Origin of the sequence: Nonomuraea sp. NPDC001831, assembly GCF_042892035.1 — a bacterium.
Taxonomy (GTDB): domain Bacteria; phylum Actinomycetota; class Actinomycetes; order Streptosporangiales; family Streptosporangiaceae; genus Nonomuraea.
The window spans coordinates 350,898-367,457 of sequence record NZ_JBIATU010000004.1; the positions used below are offsets into that span (position 1 = coordinate 350,898).

Annotated in this window: 16 protein-coding genes; 8 read left to right on the forward strand and 8 right to left on the reverse strand. The window is 73.6% G+C overall.

Features of this window, described 5'->3' with window-relative positions:
* Positions 1–182 precede the first annotated feature (182 nt).
* Genes ACFYYW_RS16785 through ACFYYW_RS16795 form a run of 3 tightly spaced genes read left to right on the forward strand, consistent with a single transcriptional unit; the run spans position 183 to position 3,342 of the window.
* The gene (locus ACFYYW_RS16785; protein ID WP_352359882.1) at positions 183–860 is read left to right on the forward strand and encodes an FkbM family methyltransferase; all 678 of its coding nucleotides are present in this window, start codon (positions 183–185) and stop codon (positions 858–860) included.
* Entirely contained in the window at positions 860–1,624 is a 765-nt protein-coding gene (locus ACFYYW_RS16790; protein ID WP_387649609.1) for an enoyl-CoA hydratase/isomerase family protein, read from the forward strand. The genes ACFYYW_RS16785 and ACFYYW_RS16790 overlap by 1 nt, the downstream gene beginning before the upstream one ends.
* The gene (locus tag ACFYYW_RS16795) at positions 1,621–3,342 is read left to right on the forward strand and encodes a CoA-transferase (RefSeq protein WP_387649611.1); all 1,722 of its coding nucleotides are present in this window, start codon (positions 1,621–1,623) and stop codon (positions 3,340–3,342) included. Before ACFYYW_RS16790 ends, ACFYYW_RS16795 begins: the two co-directional genes overlap by 4 nt.
* Before the next feature lie 71 nt (positions 3,343–3,413).
* On the opposite strand, the gene ACFYYW_RS16800 is transcribed toward ACFYYW_RS16795, so the two are convergent.
* Together ACFYYW_RS16800 and ACFYYW_RS16805 are read right to left on the reverse strand one after the other, a co-directional pair.
* A complete protein-coding gene (locus ACFYYW_RS16800; protein WP_387649614.1) occupies positions 3,414–4,661 on the reverse strand; it encodes a kynureninase in 1,248 nt (415 codons plus the stop codon).
* Entirely contained in the window at positions 4,658–5,443 is a 786-nt protein-coding gene (locus ACFYYW_RS16805; protein WP_352326511.1) for a tryptophan 2,3-dioxygenase family protein, read from the reverse strand. Before ACFYYW_RS16805 ends, ACFYYW_RS16800 begins: the two co-directional genes overlap by 4 nt.
* Positions 5,444–5,682: 239 nt before the next feature.
* Between ACFYYW_RS16805 and ACFYYW_RS16810 the strand changes: the two genes are divergently transcribed.
* Entirely contained in the window at positions 5,683–6,966 is a 1,284-nt protein-coding gene (locus ACFYYW_RS16810) for an acyltransferase family protein (protein ID WP_387649617.1), read from the forward strand.
* Between the two features lie 6 nt (positions 6,967–6,972).
* On the opposite strand, the gene ACFYYW_RS16815 is transcribed toward ACFYYW_RS16810, so the two are convergent.
* Positions 6,973–7,344, reverse strand: a complete 372-nt coding sequence (locus ACFYYW_RS16815) for a DoxX family protein (protein ID WP_352326514.1) — start codon at positions 7,342–7,344, stop codon at positions 6,973–6,975.
* A gap of 98 nt (positions 7,345–7,442) precedes the next feature.
* Positions 7,443–8,381, reverse strand: coding sequence for an NADP-dependent oxidoreductase (locus tag ACFYYW_RS16820; protein WP_387649620.1), 939 nt, complete (start codon positions 8,379–8,381; stop codon positions 7,443–7,445).
* 99 nt (positions 8,382–8,480) lie between these two features.
* On the opposite strand from ACFYYW_RS16820, the gene ACFYYW_RS16825 reads away from it, so the two are divergent.
* Positions 8,481–9,218, forward strand: coding sequence for a helix-turn-helix domain-containing protein (locus tag ACFYYW_RS16825; RefSeq protein WP_352326517.1), 738 nt, complete (start codon positions 8,481–8,483; stop codon positions 9,216–9,218).
* A gap of 125 nt (positions 9,219–9,343) precedes the next feature.
* Here the strand turns inward: ACFYYW_RS16825 and ACFYYW_RS16830 are convergent, their stop codons facing one another.
* The 4 genes from ACFYYW_RS16830 to ACFYYW_RS16845 all read right to left on the reverse strand — a co-directional run bounded on the left by ACFYYW_RS16830 (position 9,344) and on the right by ACFYYW_RS16845 (position 13,205).
* Positions 9,344–9,796 carry a DUF1579 family protein gene (locus tag ACFYYW_RS16830; protein WP_364418292.1) on the reverse strand — a complete coding sequence of 151 codons (453 nt, stop codon included), beginning with the start codon at positions 9,794–9,796 and terminating at the stop codon, positions 9,344–9,346.
* A gap of 61 nt (positions 9,797–9,857) precedes the next feature.
* The gene (locus tag ACFYYW_RS16835; protein ID WP_352359902.1) at positions 9,858–10,265 is read right to left on the reverse strand and encodes a DoxX family protein; all 408 of its coding nucleotides are present in this window, start codon (positions 10,263–10,265) and stop codon (positions 9,858–9,860) included.
* An 18-nt stretch (positions 10,266–10,283) separates the two neighbouring features.
* Positions 10,284–11,750 (reverse strand): multicopper oxidase family protein, encoded by a 1,467-nt coding sequence (locus ACFYYW_RS16840; RefSeq protein WP_387649624.1) that lies wholly within the window; start codon positions 11,748–11,750, stop codon positions 10,284–10,286.
* A 141-nt stretch (positions 11,751–11,891) separates the two neighbouring features.
* Positions 11,892–13,205, reverse strand: a complete 1,314-nt coding sequence (locus ACFYYW_RS16845) for an extracellular solute-binding protein (protein WP_387649626.1) — start codon at positions 13,203–13,205, stop codon at positions 11,892–11,894.
* Between the two features lie 148 nt (positions 13,206–13,353).
* Between ACFYYW_RS16845 and ACFYYW_RS16850 the strand changes: the two genes are divergently transcribed.
* The 3 genes from ACFYYW_RS16850 to ACFYYW_RS16860 are packed head-to-tail and all read left to right on the forward strand — an operon-like array spanning position 13,354 to position 16,560.
* Positions 13,354–14,571 (forward strand): NAD(P)/FAD-dependent oxidoreductase, encoded by a 1,218-nt coding sequence (locus ACFYYW_RS16850; protein ID WP_364418288.1) that lies wholly within the window; start codon positions 13,354–13,356, stop codon positions 14,569–14,571.
* An 11-nt stretch (positions 14,572–14,582) separates the two neighbouring features.
* Entirely contained in the window at positions 14,583–16,337 is a 1,755-nt protein-coding gene (locus tag ACFYYW_RS16855) for an amino acid adenylation domain-containing protein (protein ID WP_387649628.1), read from the forward strand.
* Between the two features lie 10 nt (positions 16,338–16,347).
* Positions 16,348–16,560, forward strand: a complete 213-nt coding sequence (locus tag ACFYYW_RS16860; protein ID WP_352330095.1) for an MbtH family protein — start codon at positions 16,348–16,350, stop codon at positions 16,558–16,560.

The window sequence follows — 16,560 nt, forward strand, 5'->3', positions numbered from 1 at the left end:
TCGTGGTCCGCCGCGCGGCCGTCCCGCACCTCGCGGATTGCTCCTCAGGTGACGCTGCGAGGCGGGGATCGGACGGCGGGCGGCCGTACCGCGCAATCCACGAGATGCGGCGGCGCGCGGCCGCGACCGACGATGACCACGATGACGCTGCCCTGAGCGGTTCACCGGGAGGAGACGACCAGATGCGCAACCAGACTGTCGCACCGGAGCGGGTGAGCGCCCGATGGGAGGATCACCTGCCCGACCTGCTGGACAAGCTGGGATTGCCGGCCGAAGGGGCGATCCAGGTGGGCGCGCACCGGGGCCAGGAGGTGGAGGCGCTCACCAGGTGCGGTTTCCGCCGCCTGGTCATGATGGAGCCCAACGGCGACCACCTGCCCGCGCTGCGCGAGCAGCTCCGGCTGCACCACCTGGCCGCCGGGCTGCCCGAGCCCGAGCACGGCCACCCGGCCCGCGAGGTCGTGGCGGCGTGCGCCGGCCGGGAACGCGGCCAGGCCACCCTCAACGTCACCCCCTACGACAAGCAGTCCAGCATGCTGCCGCCGCTGCTGCCCATGGCCGTCGTCCGGCAGGACGTCGTCCCGGTGATCCCCGTCAGCGAGGTGCAGCACGGCTGCAACGTGCTGGTGGTGGACGCCCAGGGCGCCGAGCTGGAGGTGCTGGCCGGGACCGACCTGAGCCGGCTGCGGCTCGCCGTCGTCGAGGGCAGCGTGACGGCCCGCTACAGCGGCGGCTCGACCCTCGACAGCATCGCCGAGCACATGACGGCGCACGGCTGGCGCGAGGTGGCCGCCTGGCCGCACCTGCGTCCCGGCGTGGTGGACGTCGCCTGGCTGGCCCCCTGGCCCACCCCGTTCTGATGGACCGGCCGTCGGACGGGGGCCTGACGTGCGAGCGCCGCGGGGCGGTGGCCGTCCTGCGGCTCGACCGGCCCCGCGTGCGCAACGCGCTCGGGTCCGGGCTGGTCGCGGCGCTCGGCTGCGCGCTGGCCGAGCTGGACGACGACCCCGGGGTGCGCGCCGCCGTGCTGACGGGCGCGCCGCCGGGGTTCTGCGCGGGTTCGGACCTGAAGGAGCTGTCCGGGATGACGCGTGAGGGCATGGTGCGGCACGAGGCCGACACCGGGCGCGTGGCCAGGGCCGTCCAGCACCTCGGCATCCCCGTGGTGGCCGCCGTCGAGGGCTTCGCGCTCGGCGGCGGCTTCCTGCTGGCCACCGGCTGCGACGTGGTGGTCACCGCCGAGGACGCCCGCTGGCACCTGCCGGAGGTGCGGCTCGGCTGGGTGCCGCCCTGGGGCATCCAGAGCCTGGCCGCCCGGGTCGGGCCGGTCGCCGCGCGGCGGCTGGTCTGGGGCGACCGCCCGCTGACCGGCCGCGAGCTGCACGGGATCGGCGGCGCCGACGAGCTCACGGCGCCGGGCCAGGCCCTGGCGTGCGCGCTGGAGGTGGCGGCGGGGCTCGCCGCGCTGCCCCCGCACGCGGTCGCCTCCGCCAAGCGGGCGCTGGCCGACGCGGTGAGCGGGCCCGCCGAGACGCTCGACGCGCGTACGGCCTGGATGTTCGGCGCCGACTGCGCCTCCGCCGCGGCCCGCGAGAGCCTGGCCCGCTTCGGAGCCCGCCCATGACCGGCCAGGACCAGGACCAGGCCCCGGACCAGGTCCCGGCCCCGGCCCCGGACCAGGTCCCGGCCCCGGCCCCGGACCAGGTCCCGGACCAGGTCCCGGACCAGGTCCCGGATCAGGCCGCGGACCAGGCCCCGGAGCCGGCGGCGGCCGGCCGGACGGGCAAGGTGTGCGAGGCGGCCGAGGCCGTCGCGCTCATCGAGGACCACCAGGCCGTCGCCAGCACCGGCGTGATCGGCTGGCTGACCCCCGACGCGCTGCTGGCCGCGCTCGGCGAGCGCTTCGCCGCCACCGGCGCCCCCCGCGAGCTGACCTTCTACTTCCCCTGCGCCACCGGGGACGCCGTCGGCATCGGCGGCATGGACCACGTGGCCAGGAAGGGCCTGATGCGCCGCATCGTGTCCGCCTCGTTCATCAACCCCCGCCACCCGGTGACCGGCGCCCGCCCGGCCCTGACCGAGCTGATCCAGAACGACCTCGTCGAGGCGTACAGCTGGCCGATGGGCGCGGCCATGCACTGGCTGCGCGAGGTGGCCCGGCGCGGCCCCGGCTACCTGACCCGCGTCGGACTCGGCACGTACGCCGACCCCCGGCACGGCGGCGGCAGGTTCACCCGCCTGGCCCAGGAGGACCTGGTGGAGCTGGTCGAGCTGGGCGGCGAGGAGTACCTGTTCTACCCGTCCTGGCCGCTGCACGCCGGACTGGTCCGGGCGAGCGCCGCCGACCCCGACGGCAACCTGTCCTTCGAGGACCAGCCGCTGTTCTCCAGCGCGCTGGCCATCGCCCTCGCGGTGAAGGCGTGCGGCGGCACCGTGATCGCGCAGGTGTCGCGGATCGTGCCCGCCGGCTCGTCGCCCGCGCGGGAGATGCGCGTGCCCGGGGCGCTGGTCGACCGGGTCGTCGTGGTCCCGGACGCGCCCATGACCACCGGAGTACGGCACGACCCCGGCTATCTGCGGCACGTGCCCGACGCCGTCGCGCGGGTGCCGCGGCTGCCGTCCGGGCCGGACAAGGTGATCGCCCGCCGGGTCGCCAGGGAGGTCAGGCCGGGGGAGACCTCGATCTTCGGGTTCGGCGCCTCCTCCGACGCCGTCCTGGCCATGGCCGAGGACGGCCTGCTGGACGACGGCCGCCTGGACGAGCACCTGTTCACCACCGAGCACGGCTCGTTCGGCGGCATCGTGATGAGCGGCTGGCAGTTCTCGGCGAACTACTCGCCGCGGGCGCTGCTCGACGGGCCCTCGCAGTTCGACTTCATCGACGGCGGCGGCTGCCCGTTCGCCGCGCTCGCCTTCGCCCAGATCGACGCCGAGGGCAACGTGAACGTCAGCCGGTTCGGCGCGGCCAACCCCGGCGCCGGCGGGTTCGTGGACATCGCGCACAACGCCACGCGGCTGGTCTTCGCCGGCACGCTGACCACCGACGGCCTCCGGGTGAGCTGCGCCGACGGCGGGCTGCGGATCCTGGCCGAAGGGCGGGTGCGCAAGCTGGTGCCGCGGGCCGGGCACGTCACGTACCGGCTGGGCGAGGGCGTGCGGCGCGGGCAGTGGGCCCGCGTCGTCACCGAGCGGGCCGTCTTCGACGTCACCGCCGGCGGCCTGGAGCTCGTGGAGCTCGCGCCCGGGGTGGACCTGCACCGCGACGTGCTCGACCAGATCGGCTTCCCGGTCCGCGTCTCGCCGTCGCTCGCCCCCATGGACCCGGCCCTCTTCCGCCCCTGACCGTCGGCGGGTGCAAGGCCGGGCCGGGGCCGGGGGCAGGTGCCCGGCTGTGGGCCGCCGCCCCCTCCGGTTCACGCCGCCCGCCTCGCCCCGGCCGTCGCGCCGGTCGCCGTGCCGGCCGTCGCGCCGGTCGCCGCGCCGGTCGTCAGGGAGCGGACCTCCGCGGCCAGGTGGTCCATGGCCGCGTGCAGCAGCGCGTCCGACAGGTACGGCGCCGGCCCGAGCCGCAGGTGGTCGCCCCGGCTGTCGGCCTGCACCCCCCGCGCCGCCAGCCCCGCCCGCAGCCGCCCCGCGTACGGCGAGCGCAGCGCCAGGAACCCGCCGAACTCCTCGGGCGCGGCGTCCAGGTCCCGGCCGACCACGTGCGGGGGCGCGCCGATCTCGTCGAAGCGCGCCGCCAGCAGCCCGCGCTGCCGCAGCGACACCGCCCGCAGCACCTGCGGCGTCAGCCCCTGCGCGGCGAAGAAGTCGAACACCCGGGCCGCCCGGTAGTGGCTCACCGGATCGTAGGTCGCCCCCGCGAACCGGGCCGCCCCCGCCGGGTAGCCGACCCGGCCGCCCGCCCGCGGGTCCTCGGCCAGCTCGGCGAACTCCGCGTACCACCCGGTCACCACCGGCCGCAGCCGGTCGGCGTGCGCCGGCAGCCGCAGCACGCAGTTGCCCTCCCCGAGCTGCAGGTACTTGTACCCGCCCGCCACCACCCAGGCCGACTCCAGGCCCGCCGTCGAGAACGGCACCACGCCCAGCGCGTGGTAGGCGTCCACCAGCAGCTCGGCCCCCCGCAGGCGGCAGGCGGCGGCCAGCGCGTCCAGCTCCGGCACGATCCTGGCCGTCTCGAACAGCACCGCCGAGACCAGGACGGCGGCCGTGCGCCCGTCGGCCGCGTCCGCCAGCCGCGCGGCCAGCGTGCCCACCGGCTCCGGCGGGACGACGACCACCTCCACCCCCTCCTCGGCCAGGCGGGCGAGCTGGCGGCGCAGCGTGTGGAACTCGCCGCCGGAGGTGACCAGCCGGGGCCGGCCGCGCAGGTCCAGCGCCGACAGGAAGCGCAGCACCAGCTCGTGCGTGCTGGACCCGAGGGCCAGCTCGGCGTACGGGTCGCCGAGGAAGAGACGGAACCCCTCCCTGACCCGGTCGGCCTTCTTGAACGCGGCGGCCCACTTGTCGTCCACGTCCCGGGCGGCGTCGTCGAACGCCTCGATCTGCCCGGCCAGCGCCACGTCCGGCCAGGCCTGGTGGGAGTGGCCGGTGAGCAGCAGCCGGTCCGCCGCGCGGAAGGCCGAGTAGTGCGGCGCCAGGCGTCCCGAGATGTCGTTCATGCCATGCTCCTGACGGCCCACAGGTCGGGGAACGCCGGCGTCAGCGAGGCCCGCAGGTACGCCCCGCCGCTGGAGCCGCCGGTGCCCGGCCGGGCACCGATGGTGCGCTCGACCATCTTCAGGTGCCGGTACCGCCACTCCTGGAGGCATTCGTCCAGGTCCACCAGGCGCTCGCAGAGCTGGGCCGCGCCGGTGTCGTCCCGGTAGACCCGCAGCAGCAGGTCCTGCACCGGCTCCGACGGCTCCAGCGGCAGCCGTACGTCGCGGTGCAGCCGGTCCTGCGGCACCTCGTAGCCGCGCAGGTACAGGTACGTCAGCAGCGAGTCGTACAGCGTGGGCCTGGCCATCGCCGCCTCGATCCGGGCGCGGGCCGGGCTGCCCTCGGCCTGGCCGAGCAGCATGCGCTCGTCGCGCCGGCCCAGCACCGCCTCGATCTCGCGGAACTGCGCCGACTGGAAGCCGCTGCTGGTGCCCAGCTTGCCGCGGAAGGCGGCGAACTGGAACGGCGTCATCGTCTCCATGACGTCCATCTGGGAGACCGCCAGCCGCATCAGCTTCAAGGACCGGTGCAAAGTCCGCATGGCGTGCGCGGTGAATCCGCCGGCGAGTTCGAGTTGCAGCTCGGCGAATTCGTGCAGCAATTGTTTGAACCACAGCTCGTACACCTGGTGGACGATGATGAACAGGGTCTCGTCATGGCTCTCGGAAACCGGTCGCTGCGCCGTGAGGATCTCCTCCAGCGCCAGGTAGGACGAGTACGTCAGCACGGTGTCTTCTCTCATGGCCCCAACGATGCGCCCCCCGGGGGACGGGCGACAGGGCATTCCCGGGCAGCTACCTGCCCCGCCGGGACCGCTTCCTGCAATTCGCCGGAAACGCATTCCGGAAGATGTGGAAAAGGCCGTCCGGCGGCACGGGGAATTCAGCACGACACGAGATGCGGCCGCCCGCGGCCCCGCGTGACGATGGCGCCGAGGGGGTGCCGAGCCCCATCAGCGAGCGAACTGCGAGGAAACATGCCATGACCTCACCGGAGATCATCAAGAGGGGCGGCCCCGGCAAACGTGCCCCTCGGCTCGACGGGCTGCGCGGATATCTGGCACTGGGCGTGATCGTGGTGCACGTCGCCTTCGCCGCCGGCGTCATCGGCTTCTACGACAAACCGTCCGTCGGCATCTGGCCCGTGCTGATCCAGGGGCTCAACGTGCTGCTGCCGCCCTTCTTCGTGATGTCCGGCCTGCTGCTGTACCGGCCGTTCGCCAGGGCGACGATCGTCGGCACGCCGCGTCCTGAGCTCAAGGGCTACCTGATCAAGCGCATGCTGCGGATCCTGCCCGCGTACTGGCTGGTGGCCGTGGCGGCGCTGCTGCTGCTCAACCTCAAGAGCGTCGACGGCCTGTGGTACGTGCTCAGCCCCCTGCTGCTCATGCACTACTACGTGCCGGGCCCCGAGGCGGGCTACGCCGGGCTGGAGCCCACCTGGACCGTGCCCGCCGAGGTCACGTTCTACCTGGCGCTGCCCATCCTGGCCTGGATCTTCGACCGGTACGCCAGGAAGGCCGCCGACCCCGGCGCCAAGGCCCGCCGCCTGCTGGTCCCGCTGGGCGTCTTCGTGCTCGTCGGCCTGGCCTGGACGGCGTACACGCACCTGGAGTCGATGGGCCCCTTCCCGTACGAGTACTTCTGGGTGATCGGCTTCACCGGCTTCCTGGCCATCGGCATGGGCCTGGCGATCCTGTCGGCGTACGCGGAGGCCAAGGACACCACGCCCGCCTTCTACCGGCTGGTGGCCCGCCGTCCGCTGCTGTTCTGGCTGGGCGCGGCCGTCGTCTACGTGATCAACTGCATCCGGCCGTTCGGCAAGCCCGGCATGGCCGACTACGCCACCGTGCCCGAGGCGATGGCCGAGATGGTGCTGTTCCTGATCTTCGCGCTGCTGATCATCGCCCCGGTGGTGGTGCCCGGCGTGCACTCGAAGGTCATCGACGCCGTGCTCACCAACCGGCCGATGCGCTTCTTCGGCCGCATCTCCTACGGCGTCTACCTGTGGCACTTCATCCTGCAGTACCTCTGGTTGCAGAACGGCAGCGTCTTCGGCGCGCCGCCGGTGCCGATGCCGATGGTGATGGGCAAGTCCGGCTTCTGGGAGCTGCTGGCGGTCGTGCTCGTGGGCACGGTCGCGGTCGCGACGGTCAGCTACTACCTGGTCGAGCTGCCCGCGATGCGGCTGCGCGAACGCCTGGTGGCCCGGCGCGCCGAGGCCGAGCCACGCCGGGCGGCCGAGAGCCCGCGCGTCCCGGTCTAGGAGTGCTCAGAAGGGGTGCGGTCCGAAGCGCCCCCAGGCGACGAACGCGGCCAGCAGGAACAGGATCGCGTTGACGGCGATCGCGCCGGGCTCCTTGCGGCGGACGTGCACGAGCGCGGCCGGCACCATCACCACGGCCAGGCCGGCCGCGGCCAGCGGGGTCAGGAGGGGCGCGACGCCGGTGACCGCGGGCAGGATCAGCCCGAGCGCGCCGGCCAGCTCGGTGAGGCCGATGAGGCGGACGGCGCCGGCGGAGAAGTCCTCGGCCCAGGGCAGTCTGGGCTCCAGCTTCTCCTTGGGTTGCGTGGACTTGGTGAGTCCGGCGAGCCCGAACAGGAGGGCGAGCACGGCCTGCACGATCCACAGGGCGATGTTCATCACGGGTTCCTTCGCGAAAGCGGGGGTGGCCGGGGCGATGCGCCCCGGCGTGGCCGGTCGAGGGGTGAGGACGGTCCCGGGCCTTCAGGCCGGGGACGTCAGGAGCAGGTGACGGCGATCTTGCCGAGCGTGCCCGCGCGGAAGGCGGCGAACGCCTCGGGGGCCTGCTCCAGCCGGTAGGTGGCGGTGACCGGCACGCGAAGCGCGCCCGCCGCGACCCGGGTGGCCAGCTCGGTCAGGGTCCGCGGGTTCGGGTCGGCCATGACGGTGTGCACGGTGACCGCGCCACCCTGGACGGCGTCCTGGGTCAGGCCGAGGGTCGAGGCGAGCCGGCCGCCGTCGCGCAGCAGCCCCGCCAGCTCGGCGCCGTCGCCCGCCAGGTGCAGCACGGCGTCCACGCCCGCCGGGGCCAGCGCGCGGACCTGCGCGGCCAGGTCGCCGCCGTGGTCGACGAGCTCGACCTTGGCGTCGGTGAGCCCGGTGACGAAGTCGGCCTCGGCGCCGGGACGGGCGGTGGCGATCACCCGGGCGCCGCGGGCGGCGGCCAGCTGCACGGCCAGCGCGCCCACGCCGCCGGTGGCGCCGGAGATCAGCACCGTCTCACCGTCGGCCGGGGCGACGGCGTCGAGGCTGTCCAGCGCCGCGGTGCCGGCCAGACCCAGCGCGCCCGCCTCGGCGGCGGTCAGCCCCTGGGGGAGCGGGGCGATGCCGTAACCGGCGGACACGGTGACGTACTCGGCCATCGAGCCGGGGCCGAGGAACGGCTTCATCACCACGCCGAAGACCGGCTGCCCGACGGTGAAGCCCTCGGCGCCCTCGCCGAGCGCCTCGACGGTGCCGGCGAAGTCCTTGCCCACGACCAGCGGGAACCGGTGCTCCATCGCCTGCTGCAGATAGCCGGCGGCCACGGCCACGTCGAAGCCGTTGACCGAGGAGCCCGCGACCTTCACCAGCACCTCGCCGGGCGCCGGCCGCGGGACGGGCAGATCGGCCAGGGCCGGGTCGGCGGGGACGGAGTTCATCATGACAGCACGCATGAGCTGCACCTCTCAGAAAAGTGGAACGGGCTACCCGTTTCGTGCCGTCAGCGTAGCAAGAAAAACGGGTAGGTCGTTCCACTTGGGTAGGATGGGCGCATGGATCATCCCGCCGACACCTCAGGTGAGCAGCCCGGCCCGGGCTTTCGCGCCGATGCCTCCGGTGAGCAGCCCGGCCCGGGCCTTCGCGCCGACGCCGAGCGCAACCGCGAACGCATCGTGGCCACCGCCCGCCGCCTGTACGCCAGCCACGGCCTCGGCGTCTCCATGGCCTGCATCGCCCGTGCCGCCGGCGTCGGCAAGGCCACCCTGTCGCGCCGCTTCGCCACCCGCGAGGAGCTCATCAACGCCGTCTTCGCCGACCGCATGGACGCCTACGCCGCCGCCGTCGCCGAGGCGCTGGCCGACCCCGACCCCTGGCACGGCTTCGTCGGCTACGTCCGGTCCGTGTGCGCCATGCAGGCTGCCGACCGGGGCTTCGCTGACGTGCTGGCCATGACCTTCCCCGCGGCCAAGGCGCTGGAGAAGCGCCGGGCCGCGGCCTACCAGGGCTTCCTCGACCTCATCGAGCGCGCCAAGGCCACCGGCCGGCTGCGGGCGGACTTCACCGACCAGGACATGGTCATCCTGCTGATGGCCAACGCCGGTGTCATCGCCGCCACCGGGGACGCCGCCCCGGACACCTGGCGCCGCCTCGTCGGCCAGATGCTGCGCGCCTACGCCGCCCCCGGCGCCGACCTGCCCCCGCTGGAGCCGACCCCCGCGCCCACCGCCCTGTACCGGGCCATGGTCCGCCTCACCCGCCCCGCCGCCGGCCCCGGCGACGGCCGGGAGTGAGCACCGGGCGGCGACGGCCTGGAGTGAGCAGCCGGGCGGGGCCGCCTGGAGTGAGCAGCCGGCCGGGACGGGGGGCGGTGGCCGGGCCGTGGGGGCCGGTCCCGGCCGTCACGAGATCGGTCCGGCTAACCCGCCCGGGTCATGGTGGCCTCGTAGCCGCCGCCCGGCCACTCCCACCGGCCGCTGATGGTCCGGCCGTCCTCGCTGAAGGCGCCGGTGAACCCGGCAGGCGAGCCCTCCGCGCCGAACCAGATGTTGAGGTCGCGCCCGTCGAGCTTCCACACGTAGACGAAGTTGTTGCCGGTGCTGTCGAAGTAGTGCGAGCGCAGCGCGCCGCTCTCGGGGTCGTGGCCGATGTACTCCACGCCGGTCATCGTGCCGCCGCCGTGGCTCATCTCGACGCGCTGGACGAGGAAGAAGCCGCCGTCCATCCACTCGAAGACGAGCCGGCCGCCGGTCGCCTCGCCGGTGCCGAAGTCCTTGCCCGTCATCTCCCACGTGCCGACCAGCGGCTGCAGGGTCTGCAGCGAGGGGTCGGGGGTGGGGAGCTGGTTCTGCGGGTTGGCCGTCTCTGTCATGTTCCCTCCACGGGACAGGTCGATGCCCGGTACGCCGATCGCGTACCGGGCGGGGGTTGGCTCACTTGGCGCCGAAGAACGCCTTGACCCGGGACCAGCGGCCCCAGACGACCAGCGCCAGGACGACCAGCAGGACAGCCTCGATCACGGGGACGCCGCCCAGCACGATCGCGTTGGTGCCGGCCGCGCCGATCATCAGGCCGATCAGCGCCAGCGCGGCCACGCCGCTCAGCCGCGGGATCAGCAGCCCGATCGCGCCGGCGATCTCCAGCACGCCGACCACGTAGCGGAACCACTGGCCGGCGCCGATGTCCTCGAACATGGTGACCATGGTCGGGTCGCCGGCGAGCTTGAGCACGCCGCCCAGGCCGACCTGGAACGCCAGAAGGACCTGGGCGACCCAGAGGGCGATGTTGACGCCGCGGCCGGTGGACCGGCCGACGGCGGACGTGCTGTTCGTGGTGCTCATGCAGTCCTCCCTGAGGAACTAGTTGACGATCTCCATCTGGCCCATCATCCCGATGGCCGAGTGCTCCAACATGTGACAGTGGTAGACGTATCGCCCCAGGTAGTCGCCGAAGCTGGCCTGGAAGCGCACGGTCTCGCCCGGCTGGATGAGCACCGTGTCCTTCCATCCCGCCTCACCCGGCTGCGGCGGCGTGCCGTCGCGGTCCAGGATCCGGAACTGGGCGAGGTGGGTGTGGAAGTTGTGCGGGACGCCGAAGCCGGAGCCCCCGACGTTGGTGTCGGAGTTGGTGACCTCCCAGACCTCGCTGGTTCCCCGCTTGACCTGCATGTCCACCCGGTTGGCGTCGAACGCCCGATTGTTGATCAGGGCCTGGATGTTGACGGGGTCCAGGCTGAGGGTGAGCTGCCGGGTCTGCGTGGCCGCGGCCAGCGGGACCATCGCGCGCAACTGGCTGGGCACGCGGCTGCGGTCGAGGGCCCGCCGTACGACGTCGAAGCGGAGCACGGAGCCGCTCACGTCCTCCAGCGTGATCTGCGTGCCCAGCGGGAACGCGCCGAAGTCGATCACGACCTCGGCCCGCTCGCCCGAGGAGAGCACCAGCTTGGACGTCGGCACCGGCGCCGCCAGCAGCCCGCAGTCGGTGGCGATCTGCGTCATCTGGGCGCCGTTGCTCAGCGACAGCTCGAAGATCCGGTGCGTGGAGCCGTTGAGCAGGCGCAGCCGGTACTTGCGGGCCGCGACCTGGAAGTACGGCTGGGCCTTGCCGTTGGCGATCAGCGTCGGCCGGTTGTAGGGGTCGGCCGGGTCGAAGACGAGCCCGCCCTGGTCGTCGAAGAGCGCGTCGCGCAGCAGGATGGGCACGTCGTAGGCCCCGGACGGCAGGCCGAGCTGCTGCTCGTCGGCGCCCTCGACCAGGTAGAAGCCGTGCATGCCGCGGTAGACGTGCTCGGCCTCCATGTGGTGGGTGTGGTCGTGGTACCACAGGGTGGCGCCGGCCTGCGCGTTCGGGTAGTCGTAGGTCTTCGACTTGCCGTCGGCGATCAGGTCCATCGGGTACCCGTCGCTGGCCGCCGGCACGCGGCCGCCGTGCAGGTGCACGTTCGCCTCGTGGCCGAGCCGGTTGTCGAAGGTGACCAGCGCCCTGCGGCCCTGCCGGGCGCGGATGGTGGGGGCGGTGAACTGGCCGCCGTACGTCAGCACGGGCGTGCTCACGCCCGGCAGGATCTGGGTGGTCGACTGCTGGATGGACAGCCGGTAGAAGTCGATGCCCGGCAGGGTGGCCACGGGGGCCAGCACCGGGGGCACCGGCATCGCGACGCTGAAGGGCGCCGCGGTGGCGCCGGTGCGGACCGCGGGGACCCGGCCGCCGTGGTCGTGCATGCGCATCATGTGCTGCTGCTGCGCCTGCTGTTCCGGCTCGCCGAACAGCCCGCGGGACACCGGGGTGAGCGCGGCGCCTCCTGCCAGGCCACCGAGAACGATCAAGCGCCGTCGGCTTAACATACGGGAACTCCCATCGCCATGTCCGAGCGTGGCATCGCCCGCCGGCACGGTCTTCTTCTGAAGTGCTCACTTCACGGGCGGATGCCGTGGGAGCGGTGCCGCCGCCCGGAAGGCGGCGGTGGTTCAGCCCACGGACAGGCGGCGCGGGGTGCGCCCGTCCAGGCAGTCGGCGTTGTAGGCGTCGAGCAGGTCCTGAGCCCGCCGCGACGCCTCGGCGAAGCAGTCGTCGGGGTCGGCGCCGTCCAGCACCCGGGCCATGGCCTGCGTCATCAGGTCCTGGATCCCGGCGAAGTCCCCGAGCACCGCGCCCAGCGCGGCGGGGGAGCCGTCGGCCGCGCGCAGCTGGGCGGTCGCGGCCCGGTGCACCGGGTGCCGGGCGAACCAGCCCTCCTCCTCCAGCAGGCCGGCCGCGGCCCTGGTGACCGGCAGGAAACCGGCCTCCCGGTGCCACCGCGCCGCGTTGCCCGCGCTCAGCAGGTGCTGGACGAACGCCAGCGCGCCGTCCCGCCGCTCCGGCGGCAGCCCGTCGGTCAGCCAGAGCGCCTGGCCGGAGACCAGGTGCCCGGCGCGCGGCAGGCTCTCGTTGTGCGGCAGCGGGCTCGCCGTCACCTCGAACCCGGCCTCCCGCCCGCGCTCGGCGATCATGCCGGCCACCACCGAGGACGCGATCGTGAACGCCACCCGCCGCTCCAGGAACGCCCCCAGCGCCGGGCCCCAGTCACCGGGCTCGCCGGCGCGCAGGTAGTGGCCCTCGGCGTGCAGGCGCCGCCACCAGGCGACGTAGGCCAGCAGCTCCTTGGAGGCCAGGTCCACCCGTCCGGCGCGGCCGGCGCGGCCGTTGTCGTGGTCGGCCAGCAGGCCGCCCTGCCCGGCGACGGCCTGCTGGAACAGCCAGCCGTGGTTGGCCCAGGAGACGCCGTGCGGCGGGCCGCTGGGCAGCGCCCGTACGGCGGCGCAGGCGCGCTCCAGCTCCTCCCAGGTGCGCGGCGGCGTGTCGATCCCGGCCGCGCGGAGCAGGGTGGCGTTGCTGAGCAGCACCGCCGTGGTCGCCGTCGCGGGCGCGGCGACGAGCTCGCCGCGGTAGGTGTAGTGGCCGCGGACGGCCGGTTCTAGGTCGGCGAGCACGACCGGCTCGCCGAGGATCTCCGCGCGCCCCCCGACGGCGCGCTCGATCGGCGTGAACAGCGGTGCGCCGGAACGCGACCGGGTGTCCAGCGCGAGCCGGGTGGCCGTGGCGTAGTACTCCGCCAGGTCCGGCGGCTCGCCCCGGCCGGCCGCGGCGGCCACCGCGGCGGGCAGCTCGCGGAAGCCGTGCCCGGTGATCTCGATCCGGAGGTCCGGGTGCGCGGCCTCGAAGTCGGCGGCCATCCTCCTGATCGGGCCCAGGTAGTCCGGCAGGGGATGCTCGGCGATCCAGACGCTGATGACCGTTCTCATTCGCCTCATGATGAACGCGGCCACCCCGCCGCACATCTTGTGAAATGCGGTGTTTCGTGAGCTCAGACAGCAATTCAAAGGATGTGGGCCCCGCGACGTGAATGTGACCCTGACTGCGAGTCGCAGAGCGGCGAAACGGAGGAGCACGGTGATCAATACTCATGACGAGTTCGACGTTGTCGTGATCGGCGGAGGCCCTGGCGGCTCGGGTACGGCGGGACTGCTGGCCCAGCGCGGGCACCGGGTTCTGGTGCTGGAGCGGGAGAAGTTCCCGCGTTATCACATCGGCGAGTCGCTGATCACGGGGTCCATGCCCACGCTGGAGGAACTGGGCCTGAAGGACCGGCTGGACCAGATGGGGTTCGTCAAGAAGTACGGCGGCACCCTGTTGTGGGGCAGGAACCAGGGCACCTGGGACTTCCGCTTCGCCGAGGCGTCCAACTACGAGTACGCCTACCAGGTGCGCCGCGCCGATTTCGACGCCCTTCTGCTGGCCAGGGCCAGGGAGCTGGGCGCGACGGTGTTCGAGGAGGCCACGGTCAAGGACCTGGTGTTCGACGGCGACCGCGTCACCGGCGTCACGTACGCGGTGAAGGGCGACGACGAGCAGCGCACCGCCCGCTGCCGCCTGCTGATCGACGCCACCGGGCAGCAGCACCTGCTGGCCCGCCGCTTCGACCTCATCGAGTACCACGACGACCTGCGCAACATCGCCGTCTGGTCGTACTGGCAGGGGTGCAAGCGCTACGGCGGCACGCGCTTCGGCGACACCGTCACCGAGAACCGCCCCGCCGGCTGGTTCTGGTTCATCCCCCTGCACGACGGCACGGTGAGCGTCGGCTACGTCACCCCCATCGAGGAGTACAAGAAGTCCGGCAAGAGCCTGGAGGACCTGTACGCCTCGGAGCTGGCCGCCGCCGAGGAGGTGCGGGCCCTGACCGAGGGCGCCACCCGGGTCAGCGGCTTCCGCAGCATCCGCGACTGGTCCTACACCTGCACCCGTTTCCACGGCCCCGGCTGGGCCCTGGTGGGCGACGCGGCGGCCTTCATCGACCCGCTGCTGTCCACCGGCGTCGGCCTGGCGCTGCGCGGCGCCCACGGGCTGGCCGGCGCGGTGGACGAGATCCTCGCCGACCCGGCCTCGGAGGAGGCCGTGCTGGCCCGCTACGAGAAGGACTACCGCGAGTTCCTGAACTCCCTGCTGGACTTCGTGCGCTTCTTCTACGACCGCACCAGGCACAAGGAGGAGTACTGGGACAGGGCGCAGAAGACCCTCGACCCCAGCAAGCTCCGCCCCCGCAAGATCGACTTCGCCACGATGCTCTCGGGCGTCTCCGGCATCCACGCCATCTTCCACGACGACTGAGGAACCCGCTGATGTCGCCTACAACTGTGCACGGACACGTCGCCGAGCAGGCCAGGCGCACGCCCGACGCGGTCGCGGTGTCGGCGGGCCCGGTGCGGCTGACCTACCGGGAGCTCGACGAGCGGGCCAACCGCCTCGCCCACCGCCTGCGCGGGCTCGGCGCCGGCCCCGAGACGCCGGTCGCGGTGCTGATGGAGCGCTCGGCCGAGCTGGTCGTCACGCTCCTCGCGATCCTCAAGACGGGCGGCTGCTACCTGCCCGTCCACAGCGCCTACCCGGCCGACCGCCGGCAGTGGATCGTCGACTCCTCCGGGACGCCCGTCCTGGTCGCCGACCGGGCCAAGGCCGCCGCCGGCCTGCCGGCCGCCCCCGCGACCCTGCTGGCCGACGACGACCCCGCCACCGCCGCACAGCCGTCCACGGACCCTGACGCCGCCACCGGCCCCGACGACCTGGCCTACGTCATCTACACCTCGGGCTCGACCGGGCACCCCAAGGGCGTCGCGGTCACCCACTGGGACGTGCTCGGCCTGGCCCTCGACCCCTGCTGGGACACCGGCGCCCACGAGCGCGTCCTGATGGTCGCGCCGTACGCGTTCAACGTCTCGACGTACGAGCTGTGGGTGCCGCTGCTGCACGGCGGCACGATCGTCGTGGCGCCGCCCGGCGAGCCGGACCTCGACACCCTGCGCCGGCTGATCCGCGAGGAGCGCATCACCGGGCTGCACCTGACCGCCGGGCTGTTCCGGGTCGTGGCCGAGGAGGGCGCGGACTGCCTGGCCGGCGTCCGCGAGGTGCTGACCGGCGGCGACGTGATCGTGCCCGCCGCCGTCCGCCAGGTGCTGGCCGCCTGCCCGGGGACGACCGTGCGGGCCATGTACGGCGCGACCGAGGTCACCCTGTTCTCCACCCACGCCCCCCTGACCGCCGGGACCGAGCTGGGCACGACCGTGCCGGTCGGCGGCCCGATGCGGGACGTGCGGCTCTACGTGCTCGACGACCGCCTCAGCCCGGTCCCCGGCGACCTGGAGGGCGAGCTGTACATCGGGGGCAGGGGAGTGGCCCGGGGCTACTACGGCCGCCCCGACCTGACCGCCGAGCGCTTCGTCGCCGACCCGTTCGGCGGGCCCGGCGAGCGCATGTACCGCACCGGCGACCTGGTCCGGCGCAACGACGACGGGCAGATCGAGTTCATCGGGCGGGCCGGCGACCAGGTCAAGATCCTGGGCTTCCGGGTCGAGCTGGCCGAGGTGGAGGCCGTGCTGGCCGGCTATCCCGGGCTGGCGCACGTCGCCGTCGTGGCCGGGCAGTCGCGGCAGGGCGACAAACGCCTGGTCGCCTACGTCGTGCCGGCCGCCGAGGCCCCCGACCCCGCCGCGCTGCGCGCCCACGTGCGCGCCTCGCTGCCGGACTACATGGTGCCCACGGCGTTCGTCGTGCTGGACGCGCTGCCCCTGACCGCCAACGGCAAGGTGGACCGCGCGGCCCTGCCCGACCCCGACACCGAGCCCGGCTCGGCCTACCGCGCGCCGCAGAACCCCCGCCAGGAGGTCCTGTGCACCGTGTTCGCCGAGGTGTTCGGCGTCGAGCGGGTCGGCGTGGACGACAGCATCTTCGACCTGGACGTCCAGTCGCTGCTGGCGATGCGGCTGGTCAGCCGGATCCGCGCGGCGCTGGGCGTGAACCTGTCCATCGGCGACCTGTTCGACGCGGCGACCGTGGCCGGCCTGGACGAGTGGCTAGAGGCCGGCGCGCGCACCCAGTGAGAGGGACGAGATGAGCAACCCATTCGACGACCGGGACGCGGCCTTCCGCGTGCTGGTGAACCACGAGGGCCGGCACTGCCTGTGGCCCGCCTTCGCCGACGTGCCCGCGGGATGGGAGGTCGCCTTCGGCCCCGCCGTCCGCGACGCCTGCACCGAGTACGTCACCACCCACTGGACGGACCTGCGCCCGCGCGGTCTGGCCGCCCGGACGGACGCCGGATAG